At 70.2% G+C, this 24,385-nt stretch carries 23 protein-coding genes; 13 read left to right on the top strand and 10 right to left on the bottom strand.

Features of this window, described 5'->3' with window-relative positions; all coding sequences use genetic code 11:
* The first annotated feature begins 74 nt into the window (after window positions 1-74).
* Window positions 75-2,243, top strand: coding sequence for an acyltransferase family protein (locus EPO52_RS09990; protein ID WP_290805481.1), 2,169 nt, complete (start codon window positions 75-77; stop codon window positions 2,241-2,243).
* A gap of 62 nt (window positions 2,244-2,305) precedes the next feature.
* Window positions 2,306-3,229, top strand: a complete 924-nt coding sequence (locus EPO52_RS09995; protein WP_290805483.1) for an AEC family transporter — start codon at window positions 2,306-2,308, stop codon at window positions 3,227-3,229.
* 88 nt (window positions 3,230-3,317) lie between these two features.
* Here the strand turns inward: EPO52_RS09995 and EPO52_RS10000 are convergent, their stop codons facing one another.
* Window positions 3,318-4,490 carry a hypothetical protein gene (locus EPO52_RS10000; protein WP_290805486.1) on the bottom strand — a complete coding sequence of 391 codons (1,173 nt, stop codon included), beginning with the start codon at window positions 4,488-4,490 and terminating at the stop codon, window positions 3,318-3,320.
* Between the two features lie 194 nt (window positions 4,491-4,684).
* On the opposite strand from EPO52_RS10000, the gene EPO52_RS10005 reads away from it, so the two are divergent.
* Complete coding sequence (locus EPO52_RS10005; RefSeq protein ID WP_290805489.1) at window positions 4,685-5,185, top strand: metallophosphoesterase; 501 nt, start codon at window positions 4,685-4,687, stop codon at window positions 5,183-5,185.
* 160 nt (window positions 5,186-5,345) lie between these two features.
* Here the strand turns inward: EPO52_RS10005 and EPO52_RS10010 are convergent, their stop codons facing one another.
* Window positions 5,346-5,951, bottom strand: coding sequence for a TetR/AcrR family transcriptional regulator (locus EPO52_RS10010; protein WP_290805492.1), 606 nt, complete (start codon window positions 5,949-5,951; stop codon window positions 5,346-5,348).
* 129 nt (window positions 5,952-6,080) lie between these two features.
* Here EPO52_RS10010 and EPO52_RS10015 point away from each other — a divergent pair, with 129 nt between their 5' ends.
* Window positions 6,081-6,656: an NAD(P)H-dependent oxidoreductase gene (locus EPO52_RS10015; RefSeq protein ID WP_290805495.1), complete on the top strand. Its 576-nt coding sequence runs from the start codon at window positions 6,081-6,083 to the stop codon at window positions 6,654-6,656.
* 56 nt (window positions 6,657-6,712) lie between these two features.
* Here the strand turns inward: EPO52_RS10015 and EPO52_RS10020 are convergent, their stop codons facing one another.
* The 5 genes from EPO52_RS10020 to EPO52_RS10040 form a co-directional block, all read right to left on the bottom strand.
* The gene (locus EPO52_RS10020) at window positions 6,713-7,480 is read right to left on the bottom strand and encodes an SDR family NAD(P)-dependent oxidoreductase (protein WP_290805498.1); all 768 of its coding nucleotides are present in this window, start codon (window positions 7,478-7,480) and stop codon (window positions 6,713-6,715) included.
* Window positions 7,481-7,514: 34 nt separating this feature from the next.
* A complete protein-coding gene (locus EPO52_RS10025; RefSeq protein ID WP_290805501.1) occupies window positions 7,515-8,822 on the bottom strand; it encodes a cytochrome b/b6 domain-containing protein in 1,308 nt (435 codons plus the stop codon).
* Window positions 8,822-9,802 carry an electron transfer flavoprotein subunit alpha/FixB family protein gene (locus EPO52_RS10030; RefSeq protein ID WP_290805504.1) on the bottom strand — a complete coding sequence of 327 codons (981 nt, stop codon included), beginning with the start codon at window positions 9,800-9,802 and terminating at the stop codon, window positions 8,822-8,824. Before EPO52_RS10030 ends, EPO52_RS10025 begins: the two co-directional genes overlap by 1 nt.
* A 10-nt stretch (window positions 9,803-9,812) precedes the next feature.
* Window positions 9,813-10,589 carry an electron transfer flavoprotein subunit beta/FixA family protein gene (locus EPO52_RS10035; RefSeq protein WP_290805507.1) on the bottom strand — a complete coding sequence of 259 codons (777 nt, stop codon included), beginning with the start codon at window positions 10,587-10,589 and terminating at the stop codon, window positions 9,813-9,815.
* 79 nt (window positions 10,590-10,668) lie between these two features.
* Entirely contained in the window at window positions 10,669-11,847 is a 1,179-nt protein-coding gene (locus EPO52_RS10040; RefSeq protein WP_290805509.1) for an acetyl-CoA C-acyltransferase, read from the bottom strand.
* 181 nt (window positions 11,848-12,028) lie between these two features.
* Here EPO52_RS10040 and EPO52_RS10045 point away from each other — a divergent pair, with 181 nt between their 5' ends.
* From EPO52_RS10045 to EPO52_RS10055, 3 genes are read left to right on the top strand one after another with little or no spacing between them, the layout of a single operon-like run.
* Complete coding sequence (locus EPO52_RS10045; RefSeq protein ID WP_290805512.1) at window positions 12,029-13,105, top strand: enoyl-CoA hydratase/isomerase family protein; 1,077 nt, start codon at window positions 12,029-12,031, stop codon at window positions 13,103-13,105.
* Between the two features lie 15 nt (window positions 13,106-13,120).
* Window positions 13,121-14,032, top strand: a complete 912-nt coding sequence (gene mmsB / locus EPO52_RS10050) for a 3-hydroxyisobutyrate dehydrogenase (protein WP_290805515.1) — start codon at window positions 13,121-13,123, stop codon at window positions 14,030-14,032.
* Window positions 14,029-14,805, top strand: coding sequence for an enoyl-CoA hydratase (locus EPO52_RS10055; protein ID WP_290805517.1), 777 nt, complete (start codon window positions 14,029-14,031; stop codon window positions 14,803-14,805). Before mmsB ends, EPO52_RS10055 begins: the two co-directional genes overlap by 4 nt.
* Window positions 14,806-14,842: 37 nt before the next feature.
* Here EPO52_RS10055 and trxA read toward each other — a convergent pair whose 3' ends face one another.
* The 3 genes from trxA to EPO52_RS10070 all read right to left on the bottom strand — a co-directional run bounded on the left by trxA (window position 14,843) and on the right by EPO52_RS10070 (window position 18,239).
* Window positions 14,843-15,241, bottom strand: coding sequence for a thioredoxin (gene trxA / locus EPO52_RS10060; RefSeq protein WP_290805520.1), 399 nt, complete (start codon window positions 15,239-15,241; stop codon window positions 14,843-14,845).
* Between the two features lie 40 nt (window positions 15,242-15,281).
* Window positions 15,282-17,303, bottom strand: coding sequence for an amino acid transporter (locus EPO52_RS10065; protein WP_290805522.1), 2,022 nt, complete (start codon window positions 17,301-17,303; stop codon window positions 15,282-15,284).
* Between the two features lie 93 nt (window positions 17,304-17,396).
* Entirely contained in the window at window positions 17,397-18,239 is an 843-nt protein-coding gene (locus EPO52_RS10070; RefSeq protein ID WP_290805525.1) for an exodeoxyribonuclease III, read from the bottom strand.
* Window positions 18,240-18,280: 41 nt separating this feature from the next.
* Between EPO52_RS10070 and EPO52_RS10075 the strand changes: the two genes are divergently transcribed.
* Genes EPO52_RS10075 through EPO52_RS10100 form a run of 6 tightly spaced genes read left to right on the top strand, consistent with a single transcriptional unit; the run spans window position 18,281 to window position 24,251 of the window.
* On the top strand, window positions 18,281-19,462 hold the full coding sequence (locus EPO52_RS10075; RefSeq protein ID WP_290805528.1) for a YihY/virulence factor BrkB family protein: 1,182 nt from the start codon (window positions 18,281-18,283) through the stop codon (window positions 19,460-19,462).
* Window positions 19,463-19,504: 42 nt separating this feature from the next.
* Entirely contained in the window at window positions 19,505-20,113 is a 609-nt protein-coding gene (locus EPO52_RS10080) for a hypothetical protein (RefSeq protein WP_290805531.1), read from the top strand.
* A gap of 54 nt (window positions 20,114-20,167) precedes the next feature.
* Window positions 20,168-21,025 carry an SDR family oxidoreductase gene (locus EPO52_RS10085; protein ID WP_290805533.1) on the top strand — a complete coding sequence of 286 codons (858 nt, stop codon included), beginning with the start codon at window positions 20,168-20,170 and terminating at the stop codon, window positions 21,023-21,025.
* Between the two features lie 9 nt (window positions 21,026-21,034).
* Window positions 21,035-21,583 (top strand): orotate phosphoribosyltransferase, encoded by a 549-nt coding sequence (gene pyrE, locus EPO52_RS10090; protein WP_290805535.1) that lies wholly within the window; start codon window positions 21,035-21,037, stop codon window positions 21,581-21,583.
* Window positions 21,584-21,586: 3 nt separating this feature from the next.
* Complete coding sequence (locus tag EPO52_RS10095; protein WP_290805538.1) at window positions 21,587-22,300, top strand: hypothetical protein; 714 nt, start codon at window positions 21,587-21,589, stop codon at window positions 22,298-22,300.
* A gap of 43 nt (window positions 22,301-22,343) precedes the next feature.
* Window positions 22,344-24,251, top strand: a complete 1,908-nt coding sequence (locus tag EPO52_RS10100; protein ID WP_290805540.1) for a DUF2207 domain-containing protein — start codon at window positions 22,344-22,346, stop codon at window positions 24,249-24,251.
* The last annotated feature ends 134 nt before the right edge of the window (window positions 24,252-24,385 follow it).

Genomic DNA, 24,385 nt, shown 5'->3' on the forward strand with positions numbered 1-24,385 from the left:
GCGGCCGCGCGGCGCAGATTTGCTGCGAAGCGGCTTCCCAGGCCGCGGCCGCGAGCCCCGGTAGCATGGACGCGATGGAGAAGCAGACGGCGGCGACCCCCGCGGCGACGGTGTCGAAACGGGGAGGCAGCGCGAAGCCGGATCACTTCCTCCCCCACATCCAGGGGCTCCGCGCCATCGCCGTTCTGCTCGTGGTGATCTACCACTTCTGGCCCGGGCGACTCACCGGCGGCTACATCGGTGTCGACGTGTTCTTCGTGATCTCGGGCTTCCTGATCACCCAGCAGCTCGCCCGCCAGCTCGAGCGCACCGACCGCATCGCCCTGCCGAGCTTCTACGCCAAGCGCGCGAGGCGCCTTCTGCCCGCGGCCATCACGGTCTTGATCTTCGCGAGCCTCGCGACGCTGTTCATCATGCCGCTGAGCGCCCTCACCGAGAACGTGCGCGAGATCCTCGCCTCCACCTTCTACGTCGAGAACTGGGTGCTCGCGGCCAACTCGGTCGACTACCTCGCCGCCGCCAACGAGGCGAGCCTGGTGCAGCACTACTGGTCGCTCTCGCTCGAGGAGCAGTTCTACCTCTTCTGGCCGGTGCTGCTGCTCGGAGCATCCGTGCTGGCGGTGAAGGTGCTCAAGGCCCGCAAATGGGTGGGGCTCATCAGTGTTCTCGGCATCGTGGGCGTGGGCTCGTTCATCGCCAGTGTCGTGATGACGAACACCGACCCGGCGGCCGCCTACTTCGTGACGTACACGCGGGTGTGGGAGTTCGCGGTGGGAGGCGCGCTCGCGCTGCTGCCGAGGCTTCGGCCCACCCGTGCCTGGCAGTCGAACATCCTCGGCTGGGGCGGCATAGCGGTGGTGCTCGGCTGCGGCTACTTCTTCAACCAGTCCACGCCGTTCCCCGGCTACATGGCCGCCATCCCCGTGCTCGGCACCGCGGCCATCATCGTGGCCCACCACCGCGAGAAGCCGTGGGATGCGGGTCGCGTGCTCAGCATCCGCCCGGTGAGCTTCGTGGGCGACATCTCCTACTCGCTCTACCTGTGGCACTGGCCGCTCATCATCATCGCGCCGTACATCCCGTTCTGGGGGCTCAGCACGGCACATCGCATCGCGCTCTTCGTGTTCTGCTTCGTGATCGCCTGGCTCACCAAGAAGTTCATCGAAGACCCGGCGCGCAACTGGCGCTTCTTCACCGCCCGCCGCCCTCGGGCGACGATGCTCGGCGTCGTGGCCGCCATGGCCGTGTCGAGCCTCTTCGTGGGCACCGCCTTCGCGGTGCAGCAGCCCAAGTACGACGCGGAAGCCTCCCAGCTGGCCGACACACTGGCGAACCCGCCGGAGTGCTTCGGCGCCGCATCCGGACCCACCGACGGCGTCACCGCGATCGACCCCCTCTGCGTGAACCCCGCGCTCGCCGACACCATCATCCCGAGCCCCGGGTTCGGCAACGCCGATCGCCCCGAGCACCCCGAGTGCCTCTCGACGCTCAACGACTCGAGCGTGCGTGACTGCCAGTTCGGCAGCGACGCACCGGATGCGCCCCAGATCGCGTTGATCGGCGACAGCCACGCCTATGCGCTCATGGACCCCTTCATCGCCATGGCCGAGAAGAACGGCTGGCACCTCACCACCTACCTCAAGGGCGGCTGCCCGTGGTCGGCCACCCCGCTCGCCGCGCGGGACGCGTTCGGTACCTCGTGCGACGACTGGCGTGCCTCGCTCACCACCCAGCTCGCGGCACACACTCCGTTCGACGCAGTGTTCACGGCGGCCCTCAACGACCGCGCCGTGGCCGACGCCTCCGGAACGCCGGATGTCGCGGGCACGCTCGAGACCACCGGCGACGCCGGGGTGGGCCAGCAGGCGGTGTCGGGGTACGCCGACGCGTGGGCGCCCGTGCTCGCGGCGGGCACCCCGATCGTGACCGTGGTCGACAACCCGGCGTGGGAAGACGACCCGAACAAGTGCCTGCGCACCTCGTCGGCGGCCGACTGCACCGTGCCGCGTTCCGAGGGGCTCGCGGCGTTCGACCCGATCGCCCGGGCTGCCTCGGCCGCGGCTTCGGCGGGCCAGGATGTCACGCTGCTCGATTTCAGCGACACCTATTGCACGGCCACCGAGTGCACCGCGGTGGTGGGCGGGGCGAACGTGTACCGCGACCCCGACCACCTGACGCGCACGTTCGCGTTCACGCTCGAGCCGTTCCTCGAGCGCGCGATGAGCGCGGCGATCGCGCGGTGAGCAGGCCGGCGGGGCCGGCGGGTCCGGCGGGCGTCGCGCCTTTCCGGCGAGAGGGCTGACCCGTGCTGGGCGTGCTGACCGGTTTCGGCATCATCGGGTTCGTCATCCTGATCGGCTACGTCGTCGAGCGCATCGGTCTGCTGCCCCGGGAGTCGGGGGTGGCGCTCAACCGCGTGGCGTTCTTCGTGTCGACCCCGGCGCTGCTGTTCACGGTGCTGGCGCGCTCGCATCCGTCGACCGTGTTCTCGGCGTCCCTTCTCGTGACGGTGACCGCGGTCGCCGTGTGCGCGACGCTGTTCGTGCTGGCGTCGCGCGTCTGGTTCCGCCGCGGTGTGGCCGACACCGTGGTGGGCGCGGGCGCCTCGTCGTACGTGAACGCCAACAACATCGGGCTGCCGGTGGCCACCTACGTGCTGGGGAACCCGCAGCTGGTGGCTCCGCTCATCCTGCTGCAGATGCTGGTGATGGCGCCCATCATTCTGAGCATCCTCGATGTGGCGACGAGCGGACGGGTGTCTCTGGCGTCGATCCTCACCCAGCCGTTGCGCAACCCGATCATCCTCGCCTCGCTGGCCGGCGTGCTTCTCGCGGTGTTCGGGGTTGTGCTGCCCGACGCGGTGATGGCGCCGTTCGAGCTGATCGGTGGATCGGCGGTTCCGCTCGTGCTGCTCGCCTTCGGCATGTCCCTCGTGGGGCAGAGGCCGCTGCAGCCGGGAGAGGCGCGGGCGCCGATCATCGTGGCGAGCCTCCTCAAGCTCGCGGTGATGCCGGTGGTGGCGTACCTCGTGGGGCGCTTCGTCATCCCGCTCACGCCCGAGCAGCTCTTCGGCGTGGTGGCGCTCGCGGCCCTGCCGACGGCGCAGAACATCTTCAACTACTCGGTGCGCTATCAGCGCGGTGTGGTGCTGGCGCGTGACACGGTGCTGCTCACGACTCTGGGATCGGTCGTGGTGATGGTGATCGTGGCGGCGCTGCTCGCGCCCTAGGGGCGCTCGGTGCCGCGGCGGGTTGCGGCAGCAGGTCGCCGCGCGCTGGGTCGACCGTTCGGCGCGATTCGTGGGGGTCGATGTGCTGTCAGGGGTCGGCGCGGCGCCGGGCGTGGGCTGCGGCGCGGGCGGCGGTGTCGGATGCGCGCTGGGCTCGGGTGCGCTCCTTGCGCAGGCCGGCGGCGTGAACGGTGAGCTCGGAGAGTTCGTCCTGGGCGGCATCGAGTTCATCGCGCAGCTCGCGCACACGGGCCGCCAGTTCGTCACGGCGCTCGGTGCTGTCGCGCAGCTGGAGGTCGATGTCGGCGACCTCGTTGGCGGCATCCTCGGCTCTCTGACGAGCTTCTTCGGCTTCGCGCTTCGCTTCGGCGCGGGCCGCCTCGCGGACGGCCGCGCGGTCGGCGGCGGCACGTTCGGCGTCAGCCCGGGTCACGCGCCTCGGGCCGGGGGTGGCCTCACCGGTGCCGCTTCTCTCGGCTGTGCCGTGCGTGTCCTGGGCGGCGTCGCTCCCGCTCCTTGCCTTTCGTCGGGCGGCGCGATCGTTCTCCTCGCTGCGAGATGCAGTGCCATTGCCGCGGCCGTCGCCGTCGCCGTCGCCATGGCCGTCGCCGTCGCCGTCAGCCGCGCGGTTGTCGTCGGCACCGGAGGGACCGGCGGCGCGGCTGCTGTCAGCAGAGCCGCCGCCCGGGTCGGAGGCGGGAGCGGCCCGCCCGCCGGATGCGAGGCGGAGCGGCAGCGCCACCGCCCCCGCGAGGTCGACGGGGTCGACGCCCGAGCTCGCCAGGGGGCGGGTGAGCATGCCACTCTGCACGGCCTCCGCGGCATCGGCATCGGCGAGAGCCGCCTGGAACGTGTGCTGCACGAGCGTCGCGGCCGCCTCGGACACGGGCACGCCGAGTTCCGCGCCGAGTTCGCGAGCCGAGCGGGCGAGGGAGGCGAGCATCCGCTGCCGTTCTCGGCCGAGCTCCTGCAGTGCGGCGCGGTCGAGGGCGGTGGAGGCGTCGCGCATCCGTCGCCCGAGGTCGAGGAGGTCGTCGACCTCGTCGGGCCGATTGCGTACGAGCGCGTTCACGGCCCAGGCCGCCACGGGAGGCTTGACGAACGAGCGGATGCGCGCCGCCCGCTCACGATCGCCGGAGGCAACGCCGGCCGCCCGCGCGTTGCGCGCCTCGACGAATTCGGAGGGCGCGAGCGAGTAGAGCTCGTCGGCGATCTCGCTCAGGCTCTGCACGCCGCCCTCCTCCACCTCGGGTTCTGGCACCGAGCCTAGGCCGCGCGCCCTCCGCGCGTGCGGCCACCCCGCCGCGACCAGGCCCGCGACCGCGGACTTCTGCACGGATCGTGGTGACCGGCGCTCAGGGGGCGGCGGTCACCTTCTCGTTTGGCGTAGCCCGCGCCGCGCCGCGCCGGCCCGGCCGCCCGGGCGACGGTCGAATCCCGGTGCCACCATGGAGCATGGCGACTTCGCTGCTCCTCCTGGCCGACACGCACCTGCCGAAGCGCGCCAAGGCGCTGCCTGACGCGGTGTGGCGGGCCGTCGACGCGGCCGACGTGGTGTTCCACGCGGGCGACTGGGTGGATGTCGCCACCCTCGACGCCCTCGAGAAGCGAGCCGCGCGACTCGTCGGCGTCTACGGCAACAACGACGGCCCCGAGCTGCGTCGACGGTTGCCCGAAGTCGCCCGGGCCGACATCAACGGACTGTCGTTCGCGATGGTGCACGAGACGGGCGCCGCATCCGGCCGCGAGAGACGGATGGACGAGCTGTTCCTGGGCACCGATGTGCTCGTCTTCGGCCACAGCCACATCCCGTGGGACACCACGACCCCGCAGGGACTCCGCCTGCTCAACCCGGGATCGCCGACCGATCGCCGTCGCCAGCCTCACCGCACGATGATGACGGCGGCCGTCGACGCAGGGAGGCTCGTCGACGTCGAGCTGATCGAGCTCGACTGAAGCCGCCGAGCCGGCCGCCGGGGCCGGGGCTCGGGCCGGGGCTGGGGCTGAGGCTTCTCGACCCGGCTCCGGGTCGCCGGCAGACACCGGACAGGGGGCCCTCTGTTCCGGTGCCCACCGCGAGAACTCCTGCCTTCGGCCGCCCCCGGGCCTTCCCCGGTCAGGCGAGTCGCCGCACCAGCTCCTCCCACCCCGCGGCGAGCCGCGGAACCGCGTGGTCCAGGTGCTCGTCGTCGGGCAGCAGGAGTACCGCCTCCAGTACGGCGAGCAGATTGAAGGTCAGGATCGGGATGTCGGCCTGCACCTCTGCCTCGCGGAGCAGCGTGGCGATGTGCAGTTCCACCAGCTTGCGTGCCGGCACCTCCGTGCGCTCGGTCACGGGCCTCTCGGCGGCGGCCATCAGTGCACGCTGGCGCGAGACCGTCTCGATACGTGCCCGCCCGAACGCCACGAGGCGCTCGAGGGGCGGAGCGCCCGGCCCGACCGGCGGCGGCCCGCTGAGGAAGCGGGCCTGGAACTCCCGCTCGTTCGCATCCACCAGCGCTTGGAACACCCCCGCCCGCGAGCCGAAGCGGCGGAAGATCGTGCCCTTGCCCACCCCGGACTCCGCGGCGAGCCTGTCCATCGTGAGACCGTCGGGCCCCTCGCGATCGACGATGCGCCCCGCGACTTCGAGCAGACGGGCGCGATTGCGAGCCGCATCCGCTCGCTCGGGCACCTGAGGGCCGATCGTCGACTGCGGGATGAGGACTCCCCACGGATCCATTCGTGGACTGTAGCACGGGCCCACGACACGACTTCGTGAGGGCGGGAATAAACGGACTGTAGTCCGGTTAATTCCCTCGACATGACCCATCCGCCGCGCCTCCGCGGCGAACCGACCTTCAGGAGAACCATGACCGACAAGTCCGTGCTCGTGCTCGTGGGCAGCCTTCGTGCTGCCTCCACCAATCGTCAGCTGGCGGAAGCCGCCGTGGCGCTCGCCCCGGAGGGCCTCGCCCTCGAGCTCTTCGACGGCCATCACGCGCTGCCCCTCTACAACGAGGACGTCGACGTCGAGGGCGGGTTGCCCGAGTCCGTCGTGGCCTACCGCCGGGCCGTCGCCGATGCCGATGCCGTGCTCGTGGTCACCCCTGAGCACAACGGCACCATGCCCGCGAACCTCAAGAACGCCATCGACTGGTCATCGCGGCCGTTCGGTGCCAGCTCCATCTCCGCCAAGCCCGTTGCCGTGATCGGCACCTCATTCGCCCAGTTCGGCGGCATCTGGGCGCAGGATGAGGCACGCAAGGCCTATGGCATCGCCGGCGCCCGGGTGATCGAGGTCGAGCGCTTCGCCGTGCCGAACTCGATGGTGCGCTTTGCGGAGACGCACCCGAAGGACGACGCCGAACTCGTGGAGCAGCTGTCGGCGTTCCTCACCGCGTTCGCCGCCGCACTCGACGAGGCCGACGAGCAGCAGGCCGCATAGGCCCCCCTCCGATCGAGGTCCGGCCCGCCGGCGTGCTGCACGCTGCCGGGCCGGACCTAGCGGGGCTCCAGCCGCACCGCCCCGTCGAGCCGGATGGTCTCGCCGTTCAGCATCGGGTTCTGCACGATCGCGGCCACCAGGTCGGCGAACTCCTCCGGCTTTCCGAGCCGCTTCGGATGCGGGGTCGACGCCGCAAGCGACTCGATCGACTCCGGCGGCAGCGACTCGAACATCGGTGTGTGGAAGAGGCCGGGCGCGATGGTCATCACGCGGATGCGATGCTGGGCGAGGTCGCGGGCGATCGGCAGGGTGATGCCGGCCACACCCGCCTTCGAGGCCGAATAGGCGGCTTGGCCGATCTGGCCGTCGAATGCGGCCACCGAGGCCGTGGAGATGATCACGCCGCGCTCTTCGGCGTCGAGGTCGCCCGGCGTCGCGATCATGGCGGCGGCTGCCAGCCGGATCACGTTGAACGTGCCGACCAGGTTGATCTCCACCGTGCGCCGGAACAGCTCCAGGGGGAACGGACCGGTGCGGCCCACGACCCGCGCGCCGGTCACGATGCCGGCGCAGTTCACCACGATGTCGAGCTCACCGAGTGAGACAGCGGTGTCGACGGCGGCCTGGATGTCGGACTCGCTCGTCACGTCGGCCCCCACGAACACGGCCCTGTCGCCGAACTCGAGCGCCGCATCCGCTCCCGCCGACGAGGGCAGGTCGACCATCACCACCGCGGCCCCCTCGGCGACCAGCCGCCGGGTGGTGGCGAGACCGAGACCGGATGCGGCCCCGGTCACGAGTGCGACTCCGCCTGCGATGTCCATGGTCAGTCCTTTCGTGAACGGATGCGGGGCGCGATCATCGCCTGATCACCTTGCCGAACAGCGACGCGATCGGGGCGATCACGACGGGCCGGGCGGCGATCCAGGCGGCCGCCATCACCACGAGTGAGGCGACGAAGATGCCGAAGCCGATCCAGTTCACCTCGTCGCTCGCGCCGTACATGTGGTTGAGGTTGCGCAGGGCGCCCGTGGCGAGCACGAGGAACACGTGCACGATGATGAAGAACACGAAGAAGAGCATCACGGGGTAGTGGACGGCCCGGGCCCACTCGACCGGGTAGATCGCGGTGAGGCGCTTGGCGTTCTTAGGCCAGATGCCCGACATGCGCACACCGGTGAGGGCGGCGAGCGGGGCGGCGATGAACACGACCACGAAGTACATGAGCTGCTGGAGGCTGTTGTAGTTCACCCATCCGTTCTCCACGGGCCATTCGAGCGTGAGGTAGTGGAGGAGGGCCGAGAGGGCGTTCGGGAACACCTCCCAGCTCGAGGGAACGATCCGCAGCCATTGGCCCGTGGCGAAGAGCAGCACCACGAAGACGACGCCGTTGAGCAGCCAGAGTACGTCGAGGAACTGGTGGAACCAGAGCGTGAGGCTGATCTTGCGGGGCTTCTCCGACCAGCGGTTGCTCCAGAACGCGGTGGGGCGCTTCTCGGTGCGCACCTGCCAGCCGGAGCGGATGATCAGCACGATGAAGAAGGCGTTGAGGAAGTGGCTCCAATTGAGCCACACCGGGAAGCCCGGTGCCACGGAGGCAGGGAGGGCGTATTCGCCGGGGTAGGTGGCGAGGAAGTCCTGCACCGCTGTGTAGGTGGTGAGGCCGCGGGCGGCGAGCACGACGACGGCGGCCACGACCAGGAGCGCCACGAGGCCGAGGGCGATCTGCTTCGGGCGGGAGAGTGCCTGCAGCCGGGAGGTCGCGGCGGGAGCGGGCTCCTTCTTCGCGGGAGGCACGTAGGGCTGCATCTTCGGCTTGGGGGCGGCGGGCGCTGCAGCAGAACCGACCGCGGGCGAAGTGGATGCGGGTGCCGCCGTGGGGGGAGGGGTTGCGGGTGCCGCCGCGGGGGGAGCGGATGCGGGTTCGACCGCGGGTGCCGCCGCAGGCGGAGCGGATGCGGGTGCCGCATCGACGTGGGTCGGTCGTGCGGCCTGCTCCGGTGCAGCGACGGCTGCGGCGACGGCCGGCGCAGCGGGCTCGTCGGGAGCGGCGTCGGCGAGCACGCCCGGCGATGCGACCTCCGCGGCGGTGGCGGGTGGCCACGGCTCGCCGCCGGGCACGCGCGGCAGCCCGCGGCGGAGGGGGGTGCTGTCTTTCGGGCCCACTACTTCTTCCTCGCTTCAAGGGTCTCGATCAGCTGCGGCACGACGGTGAACAGGTCGCCCACCACGCCGAAGTCGGCGATGTCGAAGATCGGTGCATCCGCGTCTTTGTTGATGGCCACGATCGTCTTCGCCGTCTGCATCCCGGCCCGGTGCTGGATGGCACCCGAGATGCCGACAGCGAGGTACAGCTGCGGCGCAACCGAGACGCCGGTCTGGCCCACCTGCGACGTCTGCGGAACATAGCCGGCGTCGACGGCCGCGCGCGACGCCCCCACGGCGGCGCCGAGCGCATCCGCGAGCTGCTCGACGAGCGCGAACTGCTCGTGTGATCCGAGCCCCCGCCCGCCGGAGACGACCTTGGCGGCCCCGCGCAGCTCGGGCCGGCTCGACTGCACCGTGGCCTCGGCGAACGACTCGAGGGTGGCCGTCCGGGCCCCGGATGCGGCCACCGCGAGCGGCTCGGCAGAGGCTCCGGATGCGGCAGCCCGCTCGTCGATCGCACCTTGCCGGATCGTGACCACCGGTGCGCCGAAGGTGGCGGCCGAGTCGACACTGTAGGCACCGCCGTACACCGAGTGGTGAACCACGATCCCCTCGGTGTCGCGGGAGACCCCGACCGCGTCGACACCGATCGCGGAGCGGGTGCGCACCGCGAAGCGCCCCGCGACCTCCCTCCCGTCGATCGAGTTCGAGATGAGGACGGCGTGCGGCGAGACGAGCTCGGCGGCCGCGATGAGAGCGTCGACGACCGGCGTCACGACCTCCGTCGCCACCCCATCGCTCTCCGCGGTGAGGATGCGCGCGGCGCCGAGTTCGGCTGCAGCGCGTGCGGCTGCCGCTCCGGCACCGGACCTGGTGACCAGGAGGCCCACCGGAGTGCCGATACCGGCAGCGGCGCCGAGCAAGCCGGCGGCGCTGGTGGCGAGCTCGCCTGACGGCGTCGTCTCGAGCAGTACGAGGATGGGTGCGTCGTCGGTCATGAAGGATTCCTCACGCGAGTTTCTGCTGGACGAGGTACTCCGCGAGCTGCCGGCCCGCGTCGCCCTCATCGACGATCTTCGTTCCCGCCGTGCGAGGCGGCCTCTGGGCCACCGCGAGCAGGATCGACCGCGGCACGCTCAGGTCGTCGGGGTCGATGTCGAGGTCGGCCGCCGTGAGGGCGGTGACCGGCTTCTTCTTGGCGGCCATGATTCCCTTGAAGGTGGGGAAGCGAGCATCCGGAAGTGCCTCGGTGATCGAGATCACGGCCGGCAGGGATGCCCGCACCCTCGCGATGCCCGCATCCGTCACCCGCTCTCCGCTCACGCCCTCGTCGGTGATCGAGACGTTCGTCAGTGCGCCGGCCAAGGGCACACCCAGGTGCTCGGCGATCATGGCGGGCAGCACGCCGCCGGAGCCGTCGGTCGAGAGGTTGCCGGTGATCACCAGGTCGAAGCCGGTGCGCTGCAGGGCGGCCGCCAGCACCTGGGCGGTGAGCCCGAGGTCGGCTCCGGCGAGCCGGTCGTCGGCGACGTGCACCACGCTCCCCGCACCCATGGCGAGGCCTTTGCGCAGACTGGTGGTGGCCGACTCCGGCGCCATCGACAGCAGCACGATCTCGGTGTCGGGGTGCGAGTCGGCGAATGCGAGGGCGACCTCGAGCGATCGCTCCGCGATCTCGTCGAGCACGGATTCGCCTGCGGCCCGATCGGCGAGGCCGGTCTCCGGGTCGAGCTTGCGATCGCCATAGGTGTCGGGAACCTCTTTGACCAGAACCACGATCTTCATTCGACTCCTCTCCCTCGATTCCTGAATTCTGCCCCGAAGCGAGGACGCGCGACAGCCGTGGCTCGCCGATGGAGCGTCGTCACACGCGGATGATCAGCGCATCGCCCTGACCGCCCCCACCGCAGAGGGCGGCGGCGCCGTAGCCGCCACCGCGCCGGCGCAGTTCGTGGGCGAGCGTCAGCACCAGCCGCGCCCCGCTCATGCCCACCGGGTGGCCGAGCGCGATCGCCCCGCCGTTCGGGTTCACGCGTTCGTGGTCGATGCCGAGTTGGCGCATCGAGGCGAGCGGCACGCTCGCGAAGGCCTCGTTCATCTCGAACACCGCGATGTCGTCGAGCGCGATGGCGTCCTGCCGGCGGAGCGCATCCTGGATCGCGCCGGCGGGCTGGAGGAGGAGCGACGGATCCGGCCCCGCCACGGTGCCGTAGCTCACGATCTCGGCGAGCCAGGAGATTCCCTGACGCTCGGCTTCGGATCGGCTCATCACCACGAGGGCCGCGGCTCCGTCGGAGAGCTGCGAGGCGGATCCGGCCGTGATCGTTCCCTCGGCGCCGAAGGCCGGGCGCAGACCCGCCAGGGACTCGGGCGTGGTGTCGCGGCGCACGCCCTCATCCGTGTCGACGACGGTCTCACCGCGCCGAGTCTTCACCGTGACCGGCACGATCTCCTCGGCCAGCCGGCCGGAGTCGATGGCCGCGGCGGCCCGGCTGTGCGACGCGGCGGCGAACTCGTCCTGCGCCTCGCGCGAGATGTTCAGGGGGCGCTGGTGGCGATCGGTCGCCGCCCCCATCACCTCGTTCTCGATCGAGCAGATCAGGCCGTCGCGATCGAGCGCGTCTTCGAGGGGCGCGCCGCCGTATTTGAAGCCGGTGCGGGCGCCGCGCAGCAGATGCGGGGCATTGCTCATCGACTCGATGCCGCCGGCGACGCCCGCGGTCCAGTAGCCCGCGCGGATGGCCAGATCGGTCTGACCGATCGCGGCCAGGCCCGAGAGGCAGAGCTTGTTGATCGTGGTGGCCGGAACGGTGAGGGGGATCCCGCCCGCGAGGGCCGCCTGACGGGCGGGGTTCGCGCCCGTGCCGGCCTGCACGACGTTGCCGAGCGTCACGGCATCGAGCGAGGCCGGATCGACACCGGCGCGCTCCAGTGCGGCCCGGATGGCGATCGCCCCGAGCTCGGGTGCCGTGACGAGGGAGAGGCTGCCGAGCAGCTTCCCGATGGGAGTGCGCGCTCCGGCGACGATGACCGAGGTTTCCATGTGGCCCATTCTCCTTCGAAAAGCCCCGGATGCCGTAGTGGCACGGGTTCGGCCCACCCGCGCGGATCGCCGAGTACGGTATCGAGGAGGTGGGTCGCGATCTGCGCGCGCACCAGATCGTGGAGGGCACGAACAAGGTGATGAGCCTGATCGTGGGTCGCTCCATCGTGGGAGGACGGATATGAGCGGCGGCCAGGAGACCGGGTCCGAGCCCGAGGTCGTGTTCACCCGCCGAGGTCGAGTGGGCGAGATCGCGCTCAACCGGCCGCGCGCCATCAATGCACTGAACCACTCGATGGTCACCCTCATCCGCCGGCAGCTCGAGGCCTGGGCGACGGATGACGGCGTCGCGACGGTCGTGCTCGTGGGCCGCGGGGAACGCGGCCTCTGCGCGGGCGGTGACATCGTGTCGCTCTATCACGACGCCACATCGGGCGATCCCTCCTCGTCGATCGCGTTCTGGCGCGACGAGTACGCGCTGAATGCCGCGATCGCGCGCTATCCGAAGCCCTACGTGGCGATCATGGACGGCCTGGTGCTGGGGGGCGGCATCGGTCTCTCGGCGCACGGCTCGCATCGCATCGTCACCGAGCGCTCGAAGCTGGGGCTGCCCGAGACGGGCATCGGATTCATCCCGGATGTCGGAGCCACCTGGTTGTTGAGTCGCTCGCCGGGCCGGCTCGGCACCTACCTCGCGCTCACCGCCGGGTCTGTCGGCGCCGGCGACGCGATCGAGGTCGGTCTGGCCGACCGGTTCGTGCGGAGCGACTGCCTGCCCGAGCTGCTGGCGGCCCTGGAGACGCAGGAACCGGATGCCGCCATCGCCGCGCTCGCGGAGCCGGCGCCCGAGTCCGAACTCGGCACAGCCCGCTGGTGGATCGACCCCGCCTTCTCTGCGGGTGGCGTCACCCGGATCCTCGCCGCCCTCCGGGCCGATCCGGCGAACGAGCGGGCGATCGCGACAGCCGCCACGATCGAGGCGAAGTCGCCGATCGCGGTGGCCGTGACCCTCGAGGCGCTGGCACGGGCATCCGTTCTCCCCGATCTGGAGGCGGCGCTCGCGCAGGAACTGCGGGTGTCGGCGCACTCCATCACCACCCCGGACTTCGCGGAGGGCGTGCGGGCCCAGGTGATCGACAAGGACCGCAACCCGCGGTGGCGGCCCGCATCCGCGAGCGAGGTCGAGCCCGAAGCGGTGGAGGCGTACTTCGGCGAGATCGACCCGCGCTTCGTGCCCGTGGACGCCCACAACCACTAGAGGCAGGAGAGACGCATGCGGATCGCATTCATCGGACTCGGACACATGGGCGCCCCGATGGCCCTCAATCTCGTGAAGGCGGGCCACGACGTCGTCGGCTTCGACCTCGTCGAGGCCGCCACGGTCGCTGCCCGCGAGGCAGGGGTCGCTGCGGTGGACAGTGCGGTGGAGGCGGTGGGCGACGCCGAGGTCGTCATCACCATGCTCCCTGCGGGCCGGCACGTCATCGATGCCTACGGATCAGCGGATGCCCCGGGCCTCCTCGCCGCGGCACCGCCGGGCACGCTCTTCATCGACTCGTCGACGATCGCGGTCGACGATGCCCGTGCGGCACACGAGCTCGCGCGGGCCGCAGGCCACCGTGCCCTGGATGCCCCGGTCTCCGGAGGAGTCGTGGGCGCCGAAGCGGGCACGCTCGCGTTCATGGTGGGCGGCTCCGACGACGACTTCGCCGTGGCCGAACCCATCCTCGCGGCGATGGGCCGGCGCATCGTGCACTGCGGCGGCGCGGGGCTCGGCCAGGCCGCGAAGGTGTGCAACAACCTGATCCTCGGCATCACGATGATCGGCGTGAGCGAGGCGTTCGTGCTCGGCGAGCACCTGGGGTTGCCGAATCAGGCGCTCTTCGATGTGGCGTCGAACGCATCCGGTCAGTGCTGGGCGCTCACCACCAACTGCCCGGTGCCGGGGCCGGTGCCCACGAGCCCGGCGAACCGCGACTACCGGCCCGGATTCGCGGCCGCGCTGATGGCCAAAGACCTGGGGCTCGCTGCCGAGGCCATCGCGTCGACGGGCGTCGACGCCGAGATCGGCCTGCTCGCGAACGCCATCTACCAGCGCTTCGCCGACGGCGGCGGGGCGGCCACCGACTTCTCCGGAATCATCACCGAGATACGAGCCACGAGCGGACAGGGAGCATGGACATGACTGACTACGAGAACATCCTCGTCGAGCGACGAGAGCGGGTGGGCATCATCACGCTGAACCGGCCGAAGGCGCTCAATGCACTGAACGCGGCGCTCATCCGCGAGGTGGGGGCGGCGGTGGCGGAGTTCGACACTGACCAGGGGATCGGGGCGATCGTGCTCACGGGTTCCGACCGCGCCTTCGCGGCCGGCGCCGATATCAAGGAGATGTCCTCGCTCAGCTACCGAGACGTCTACCTCGACGACCTGTTCGCCGGGTGGAGCCGCTTCACCGAGGCGCGCACCCCGATCATCGCCGCGGTGGCGGGGTTCGCTCTCGGAGGCGGCTGCGAGCTGGCGATGATGTGCGACATCCTGATCGCCGCCGACACCGCGAAGTTCGGCCAGCCCGAGATCAATCTGGGGGTCATCCCGGGCATGGGCGGCACGCAGCGCCTCACCCGCGCCGTCGGCAAGGCCAAGGCGATGGATCTCGTTCTCACCGGCCGGATGATGGGGGCCGACGAGGCCGAACGCGCAGGTCTCGTGGCGCGGGTCGTGCCGGCGGCCGAGTTGCTCGACACGGCGATCGACGTGGCCACCACCATCGCCTCGAAGTCACTGCCCGTGGCCTATGCCGCGAAGGAGTCGGTGAACGTGGCTTTCGAGTCGACTCTCGCCGAGGGTGTGCGCTTCGAACGCCGCACCTTCCAGGCGCTGTTCGCTCTCGCCGATCAGAAGGAGGGCATGGCCGCCTTCACGGAGAAGCGCGACCCGGCCTTCGTGCACGGCTGATCGGTCGCGCACGGAGCAGGCCGGGCCTGCTGCCGGTCTACTCGGCGGTGGCGGCCTGCGTGGCCTCCGCCTGCTGGGCGGCGACCGCCTCGGCGTACTCCTTCTTCACCGGCTCCATGTCGAGTTCGCGCACCTGCTTGATGACGTCGTCGAGCACCGGCCCGGGCAGAGCGCCGGGCTGGGAGAAGAGGGGGATTCCGTCACGGTAGATGACGAGTGTGGGGATCGACGTGATGCCGTAGGAGCCGGCCAGCTGCTGCTGGTCTTCGGTGTCGACCTTCGCGAAGGTGATGTCGGAGTTGGCGTCGGAGGCCTTCTCGTACACGGGGGCGAACTGCTTGCAGGGGCCGCACCAATCGGCCCAGAAGTCGATCAGCACGATGCCGTCGGCGATGGTCTCGTCGTGGTTGTCGAGGGTGAGGGTCTTCGTGGTCATACAGCCATTAACGGCACAGAACCCGCGGAATTCCCAGCTCTCAGCTGACGTGCACCTCGGGCCGGTGCGAGCGGTCCTTCTCCGCGCGACGCAGCACCTCGCGGGTGACGGGGGCCACCTCGCCCGTGCCGGTCACGAGGAACTTGAACATGTTCGACAGTGGGCTGCCCTCGGTCCACTCGAAGTAGATGTCGGGCACGGTTCCGGTGAGATCGCGGATCTCGAGCAGGACGGTGGCGATGGTGTTCGGGATGTTGCCGCTCGTCACCTTGAGCACCCGGAACCCGTGCACCGCTTCGCCACGCACCACGAGGTCTTCTTCGAAGTCGGAGGAGTCGGAGGGGTAGACCTCGAGGAAGATCACGGGCGATCGCTGCGGGATGCCGCTGTCGCGACGCTCCTCCGCGATCTTCGAGCGGTACTCCTCCGCCGAGCCGTCATCCGGTTCGTTCGCGATGATCCGGATGGAGTCGTACTCGTCGGCATCCGTCAGAACGAAGTCGAGCGCCTGCGGGTCGAGTGTGACGGAGGTCGCGCGCAACTGGAACGACCGGTGCACCCGCGACACGATCGACACCACGATGATGCCGAGGATGAACAGGGCCGCGATCCGCACGCCGTCGGGCCGCTCGATGATGTTGGCGATGGTCGTGTAGAGGAAGACGACCGTCACCACCGCGAAGGCGATGGTGGCACCGCGTTGCTTCTTGCGCTTCGCCGAGAGCGTGACGGCGAGCGAGGCCGAGGTGATGAGCACCAGCACGCCGGTGGCGTAGGCGCCGGCCTGCGCATCCACGTTCGCACCGAACACGAGCGTGATGATGACCGCGATGGCGAAGAACACGAGCACGAGCGGCCGCACCGCGCCCGCCCAGTGCGGGGCCATGCCGTAGCGCGGCAGGTAGCGCGGTACGAGGTTGAGCAGGCCGGCCAGGGCGGATGCGCCCGCGAACCACAGGATGGCGATGGTGGCGATGTCGTAGGCGGTGCCGAACCCGTCGCCCAGGAACTGGTGGGCCAGATAGGCCAGCGCACGGCCGTTGGCGGGGCCGCCCGCCTCGAAGTCCTTCTGCGGGATGAGCAGGGTGGTGACGAGGCTCGAGGTGATGAGGAAGGCGCTCATGATCACGGCTGCGGTGGTGAGCAGCCGCTTGCCACCCCGGATGCGGGCCACCGGCACGCCCGTGGCGTCACCCGTGGTTCCCGGCATCCGCGTGCCGTTCGTGCCGTTCTTGATCTGCGGCATCACCGCCACCCCGGTCTCGAAGCCGGAGAGGCCCAGCGCGAGCTTCGGGAAGGCGATGAGCGCGATGCCCACCATCACGAGCGGATTGCCGTGCTGAGCGCTGAGGGCGGCCCACCAGTCGGTGACCACCACGGTGTTCTCGAACACGTGCGCGATGGAGACGATCACCACCACGGCGTTCAGCACGAGGAACACGGCCACCAGCACCACGGCGATGTTGATCGCCTCCTTGAAGCCGCGCAGGAACACGACGGCCAGCGCCAGGATCAGCACGAGGGTGATGATCACCTGATTGCCCTCGAACCACGACGGGGCGAACGGGTTCTCGATGGCGTGCGCACTGGCATCCGCGGCGGAGAGGGTGATGGTGATCATGAAGTCGGTGGCGGCGAAGCCGAGCAGCACCAGCACCACGAGTTTGCCGCCCCACCAGGGCAGCAGTTTCTCGAGCATCTGGATCGAACCCTCGCCGCGGTAGCTCTCGCGGGCCACGCGGCGGTACACCGGCAGGGCCCCGAGCAGGGTCACGAGCACGAGCACGATCGTGGCGATGGGGGAGAGCAGCCCGGCCGCGAGGGCCGCGATGGCGGGCTGGTAGCCGAGCGTCGAGAAGTAGTCGACACCGGTGAGGCACATCACGCGCCACCACGAGTGCGTCTTCTCGGGCTTCGCGGCACCCGGTCCGGGATGCCGGCCGGTGCGGTCGACCAGCCCGTCGGTCAGCCAGCGGCGCAGCGCGGAGCGCTTCTCGGGCTCATCGGTCCACGGCTCGCCGGGGGTGATGGGCGATCCGGCTCCGACAGTGGGCGACGACATGCTCCATCTATACACGCTTCCCTCCTCGCGACCCGCCGATTTTGGCCCTAAGAGTGCCGTTTTGGGACCAAAATCGACGGGTCGCGAGGAGGATCAGCCGAAGATCATCGGGCGGTCGTCGTCATCGTCGGGGGAATCGAGGTCGAGATCGACCACGACGGGAACGTGGTCGCTCGGGGCGTCGCCCTTGCGCTCGTTGCGCTCGATGCGCGCATCCGTCACCAGGTCGGCGAAGGGTTGCGAGCCCATGATGAAGTCGATGCGCATGCCCTCGTTGCGGGGGAAGCGGAGCTGCTTGTAGTCCCAGTAGGTGTAGCCCTCGGGAACGATGGGGCGCACCACGTCCGTGAGGCCGATCTGCTCGAACGCGGCGAAGGCGGCGCGCTCGGGGGCGGAGACGTGGGTGGAGCCCTCGAAGGCGGAGAGGTCCCAGACATCCGTGTCCAGAGGGGCGATGTTCCAGTCGCCCATGAGGGCGAGCGGCTGCGACGGATGCGCGGCGAGCCACTGCTCGGTCTGCGTCGCGAGCTCGTTCAGCCACGCGAGCTTGTAGGTGTAGTGCGGGTTGTCGAGCTCGCGGCCGTTCGGCACGTAGAGCGTCCAGAGCCGCACCCCGTCGACCGTGACGCCCAGTGCGCGGGCCTCGAGGGGCAGCGATCCGTCATCGAGGGGCTTGCCGAAGCCGGGCATTCCGGTGAACGTGTTGGCCACATCCGTCATCGGCAGGCGGCTGGCGAACGCCACGCCGTTCCACTGGTTGAGGCCGTGCAACACCACCTCGTAGCCGGCCTCCTGGAAGGCCTCGAAGGGGAACTGCGACTCCTTGCACTTGATCTCCTGCATGCCGAGCACGTCGACGTCTTCGCGCACGAGCCAGTCGACCACCCGTCCCACTCGGGCGCGGATGGAGTTCACGTTCCAGGTGGCAACACGCATGCCTCAACGCTACCGGGCCCCACCGGCCTTAGGCTGGCGGCATGGCGGGCTCGAGGCATGACGACGAGCGCGCGCCCGACGCCGAGGGCGACGTCGCCCGGCTGCGCAACCGGCTCGAGGCACGCTTCGAGACGCCGCTCGAGCGGATGACCACCGTCACCCGCCACACTCTCGCCCTCTTCCCCACCCGGGTGTGGCGGCGGTTCCTCACCGGCAACGGCTTCCTGCTGTCGTCGGGCATGAGCTACCAGGCCCTCTTCGCGGTGTTCGCGGCGGTCTACATCGTGTTCGCGGTGGCCGGGATCTGGATCGTGGCCGACCGGGACACGCTCGACGCCTTCGTGCGGCTGATCAACACCTACGTGCCCGGCCTCATCGGCGAGAGCGGCATCATCCACGAGGACGAACTGAGACGGGTCGCCGAATCGAGCACGTCGGTGCTCACGGTCACGGGCGTCGCCGCGCTGCTGGTGCTCGTCTGGACCGCGATCGGCTGGGTCACCTACTCACGGATCGCGGTGCGCGCGATCTTCGGAATGCCCCGCGACCGGCGCGCCTACCTGCTGCTGAAAGCGCGCGACTTCCTCGTGGCGTTCTCGATCGGCATCGTGCTGTTCGCCGCCGTGGTGCTGAGCATCGCCAGCACGTCGGCACTCGACTGGCTGATCGGGCTGTTCGGCGACGGCGCGCACGAGTGGTCGCGGGTGCTCGTCACCGCGGCGAGCCTCGCACTCGTGTTCGCCATCGACACGGCGGCATTGATGACGCTGTTCCGCTTCCTCGCGGATGCGCGGCTGCCGATCCGGCGGATGGCGCTCGGCTCACTGCTCGGCGGCGCGGCCCTCCTCCTGCTGCAGGTGTTGGGCAGCCGACTGCTCGACGGGGCCACCCGCAACCCGCTGCTGTCGACGTTCGTGGTGTTCATCGCGCTGCTGCTGTGGTTCCGGCTGACGAGCATCGTGGCGCTGGTGGCCGCATCCTGGATAGCGGTGTCGGCCGAAGACCGCGGCGAGGCCCTCTGGGAACCGACGGGCGCGGAGCGCGCCGCCCTCGAGCGCAGCGCCCTGCTGCTCGCGGCCGAGGTGCGCCTGCGCGAGGCGGATGAGGCGCTCGCCGCCGCCTCCTGGCTCCGCCGCCCGGCGGCCCGCTGGCGCCGTGACGGCGCCCAGGAGGAACTCGCCTCACTCGTCGCGCAGACCCCTCCCCCCGACCCTTCGGCCTAAAGCCGGGTGTCCCTCCCGTGGAGCGCGTGCCATCATAAGTGAGTGAAACTCGATGAAATAGCTCTCAAGGCGTCGGTTCAGATTGTGCGCGAGGGGCCAGCGGCGTTCCGGGTGATGAGACCGGTCGAGCCATTGCGAGGGCGGATCGTCAGTTCTCGCGCCTCCTGGTTCGGCGGAACGGTCGACAAGCACGCGCTCCGCACGCTCGCTCTCGCGTGGGCCTTCGCCGCTCGCTCGCCGGGAACCATCACCTACCTGCCGTTCGACACCGAGGCAGCCGACAGCGAAGTGGCCGTCCTCGATCTTGTGCTGATTCATCACGCACTCCAGTTCAAGCCCTCGCGCTGGAAGAGGATTCGTGGGCGCCTCGGTCCGGGACGGATCGAGACCATCGCGCTACCCGAGTCGGCCTATAGAGGTGGGAAGAATCCCGCGCCATCGCACTACCGGGAGAACCGGGACAGGGTGGCCTCCGTGGTCGCCGCGAACACACTCGTACTCACCGGCAGTCGCGTCGCGTTCGAACGCGATCTGGCGAATCTGCGTGACATCGTGGAGAACGGTCCTGCAGAGAAGGCGGAACATCCCGAGCGGCATCTCTGCATCGATCTGGCTGAGCGCCTGATCCACCTCGAATACATCGGTAGGTGAAGTTTAGGCCGTCGAGACGGGTGGACGGGGTGTGTTCGGCGGGATGATGGGGGCATGACGACGATTGCGGTGACCGGGGCCACGGGCGGTGTGGGTGGGCGCGTGGCGCGGCTGCTCGCGGAGCGGGGGGTCGCTCAGCGCCTGATCGTGCGGGATGCGGCGCGGGCGCCCGAGCTGGCAGCCGCCGAGGTGACCGTGGCCACGTACGCCGACGGGGAGGCCGCACGGCGGGCGCTCGAGGGCGTCGACGTGCTCTTCCTCGTGTCGGCCGCGGAGAACGCCGACCGGCTCGGCGAGCATCGCAGCATCGTGGAGGCGGCACGCGCATCCGGGGTCGCCCACGTGGTGTACACCTCGTTCTTCGGCGCCGCGCCGGATGCCACGTTCACCCTCGCCCGGGATCACTTCGTGACCGAGAACCTCATCCGCGACGCCGGGCTCGGCCATACGTTCCTGCGCGACAACCTCTACACCGACTTCCTGCCGATGCTGGCGGGGGAGGACAGCGTCATCCGCGGGCCCGCCGGAACCGGACGGGTGGCCTCGGTCACCCGCGACGACGTGGCCGAGTCGGCTGTGCGGGTGCTGCTCGACACGATCGACACCCCGGATGCCCACAACGGCATCACCTACGAACTGACCGGTCCCGAGGCGCTCACCCTGGCCGAGGTCGCGGCGATCGTCACCGCCGGAGGCGCCCGCGGCACGGTGAGCTATCACGACGAGACGATCGACGAGGCCTACGCCTCCCGGGCGGTCTACGACGCCCCGCAGTGGCAGCTCGACGCCTGGGTGAGCACCTACACGGCGATCGCGGCCGGCGAGCTCGAGCGCGTGACATCCGATGTCGAGCGGCTCACCGGCCACCCGGCCCGTTCGCTGCGCGAGTTCCTCGCGAGCGCCCCGCACTAAACTGGGCGGGTGACCGACGCGCGCAGCCAACTCATCGAGTACATCAAGTCCGACGCCGTGTTCCACGGCGACTTCACGCTCACCAGCGGCAAGAAGGCGAGCTACTACGTCGACCTGCGCAAGATCTCGCTCGACCACCGTGTGGCCCCGCTGATCGGGCAGGTCATGCTCGATCTCATCGGCGGCATCCGCGATGTGCAGGCGGTCGGCGGGCTCACGATGGGCGCCGACCCCATCGCGTCGGCCGTGCTGCACCAGGGGGCCCTCCGCGGGCTCGAGTACGACGCCTTCGTGGTGCGCAAGGAGCCGAAAGACCACGGCCGCGGCCGTCAGGTCGAGGGTCCGGATGTCGCCGGCAAGCGCGTCGTGGTGCTCGAAGACACCTCCACCACCGGCGGTTCGCCGCTCGCCGCCATCGCCGCCCTCGAGAAGGTGGGCGCCATCATCGCGGGTGTGGCCGTGGTGGTCGACCGCAACACCGGCGCGGGCGAGCGCATCGAACAGGCCGGCTACCCCTATCACTACGCGATCGGCCTGGCGGATCTCGGGCTGGAGTAGGCCGTGACGCCGGGCGACCCCGCAGAGCGGCCGGCACAGGCGCCGGCGCCGCCCGAAGCCGGTGGCGCGGCCGGTGGCGCTCCCGGTGACGCCGAAGCGGTGGCCACCGACTCGTCGGTGCGGAGTGCGTCCACCTCGCGCGTGCTCCTCGTTCTGGCGATCGTGGTCGGCGTGGCGGTGATCGTCGCGCTGTTCTTCGTGGGGCTGCGTGTCGGTGAGGGCGGAGTCGCGCAGCCGGCACCCTCGACCGGCGCGACTTCCACTCCGACGGCCACCCCGACACCGACCCCCACTCCCACGACGGTGCCCGGCAGCGCGCCCCCGGGCCCGGTGGCCGCAGGGGTGCACGCCTGGGACGACCTGGGCGGGGGCGAGTGCCTCACCGGCTACACCTCTCCATGGGCCGAAGAGTTCACGGTGGTCGACTGCGCAGCCTCGCCGAACGCCCAGCTCGTGACCACGGGCGTCTTCGCCGAGGATGCGGCCGCCGCCTTCCCCGGTGAGGCGGAGCTGCTCTCGCGACTCAACCTGCTCTGCACGGCGCCGGCCGCGCTCGACTACGACGCGGCATCCGGGCTCACCGATCTGGTGTGGCAGGGCTCCTACCCGGCCTCCGAGGCCGAGTGGGCCACGGGTAACCGGCGGTACTACTGCTTCTTCACCCGCAGCGGGGGCGAGCCGCTCCCGGGGTCGGTGGCCGTGGCTCCCGCGGGCTGAGGAAAACTCCGCGTTGTCGGCGCCCGTGGGTAGAGTGAACCGCATGAGCACCGCATCCCATCCCGTCAGGGCGAGGGCCTCCCGCTTCGGCGCGATCGGGGTGCTCCTGCTCCTCCTCGTCACCGCCGGCTCGGTGCTCTGGTCGGCGACCTCCGCCTCGGCGTCCTCCCGCGCCGCGGCGGTGCCCGCGGGAACGGATGACTTCACCTTCTCGTCGTTCGACGCCGTCTACGACCTCGGCATCGACTCGGAGGGCCATTCCACCCTCACCACCACCGAGACGTTCGTGGCCTCCTTCCCCGCCATCGATCAGAACCACGGCATCAAGCGGGCCATCCCCCTCGACTACCAGGGCCACACCACCGACCTCGAACTGCAGGCGGTGACGGATGCCGACGGCACCCCGCGCCCCTACGAGACCGAGACCGACGGCGAGAACCTGGTGGTCACCATCGCGGCGCCCGACTTCGTGCACGGCGAGCAGACCTACGTGCTGGTGTACACGCAGCGCGACGTCACCGGCTATTTCGCGAACACCGACGACGACGAGTTCTACCGCGACACGAACGGCACACTGTGGGCCCAGCCGTTCGCGGTGCACACCACCACCACGATCGTGGCACCCGAACTCGTGCCGGCGCTCACCGGCAGCACGGGCTGCTTCGTCGGGGAGGAAGGCTCTTCCGACGCGTGCACGATCACCGAGGAGGCGGGCGACAGTGCGGCGGCAGCCGCGCTGGGCGCACCGCCCGGCGCGGCCGTGTTCACCACGCGAAACGAGAACCTGGGGCCGGGCGAGAACGTGACGCTCGGCATCGCCTTCACGCCGCACACCTTCTTCCAGCCCGACACCTCCTATTTCTCGGTGGCGTCGAGCTGGGTGCAGCTGGTCGCCACGGTTCTGGCGGTCGCGATGGTGGTGCTCTCGATCGTCTACCGGGTCACGCGCCTGCGCGACGAGCCGGGCCGTCCCGTGATCATCCCGGAGTACACCCCGCCGCGCGAGGCGGATCTGCTGATCGCCTCGGCGGTGATGAAGACCACGAACCGGGCGGCCGCGGCATCCTTCGTCGACTACGCCGTGCGGCACCGCATCCAGATCGTGGAGAAGACCGAAGCGGGGTTCTTCGGAGACAAGATGGCGTACTGGTTGCAGCTGCTCGACTGGCGTGGGCTGAACCCGCACGAGATCGAGCTGGCTCGAGCGCTCTTCGGGTCGGAACTGGTGCCCGGCACCTGGCGTGAGCTGAAGCAGAAAGACGCCGAGCTGGCGAAGTCGATCTCCACCGTGGTGCAGGCCACCAAGAAGCGGGCGCTCTCGGAGGGGTACTTCCGGTCGGGCATCCGCGGAACGGGGTCGCTCTTGCTCATCGCGGCTTTCGTGTTCGCGATCGTGGCCGTGGCGGCCGGCACGATGTCATCGGATGCGCAGCGCGGCGGCGGTCTGCCCGTGCTGCTCATGGTGCCGGCCATCGCCGCCGTGCCGCTGGTGCTGTTCATCGCGTTCCGCTCGCCCCTCACCGCGAAGGGTGCCGAGCTGCGCGACTACATCGCGGGCGTGAAGATGTACATCGAGTGGGCCGAGGAAGACAGGTTCAAGGCGCTGCAGAGTCCCGAGGGCGCCCTGAAGACCGGGGTGAACGCACCCGACTGGGGCCAGGTGGTGAAGCTCTACGAGAAGCTGTTGCCGTATGCGGTGCTGCTCGATCTCGAGAGCGAGTGGGCGAAGGTGCTCGGCACCTACTACGAGAGCCTCGGGTCTCAGCCCGACTGGTACGGCGGCAACTCCGGGGCGTTCAACTCGCTGCTGTTCGCTTCGGCCATCTCCTCGATGTCGACCACCGCCGCGTCGAGCTTCTCGGGCAGCTCGTCGAGCAGCTCGAGCGGATTCTCGGGCGGCGGCGGGTTCTCCGGCGGAGGAGGCGGCGGCGGGGGCGGAGGCGGCGTCTAAGACGCCGCGCGGTCGAGCCGCTGCCGGTCACCACACCCGGATCTGGTGACGCGCGCCCGGTCGGATTCGGGGCCGGCGCGAGCAGGCAACTCACGGGATGCGGTGGCAAGCTCGCTGTCGAGGTCCGGTCCGGG

Origin of the sequence: Herbiconiux sp. (assembly GCF_004297105.1) — a bacterium.
Lineage (GTDB): Bacteria > Actinomycetota > Actinomycetes > Actinomycetales > Microbacteriaceae > Herbiconiux.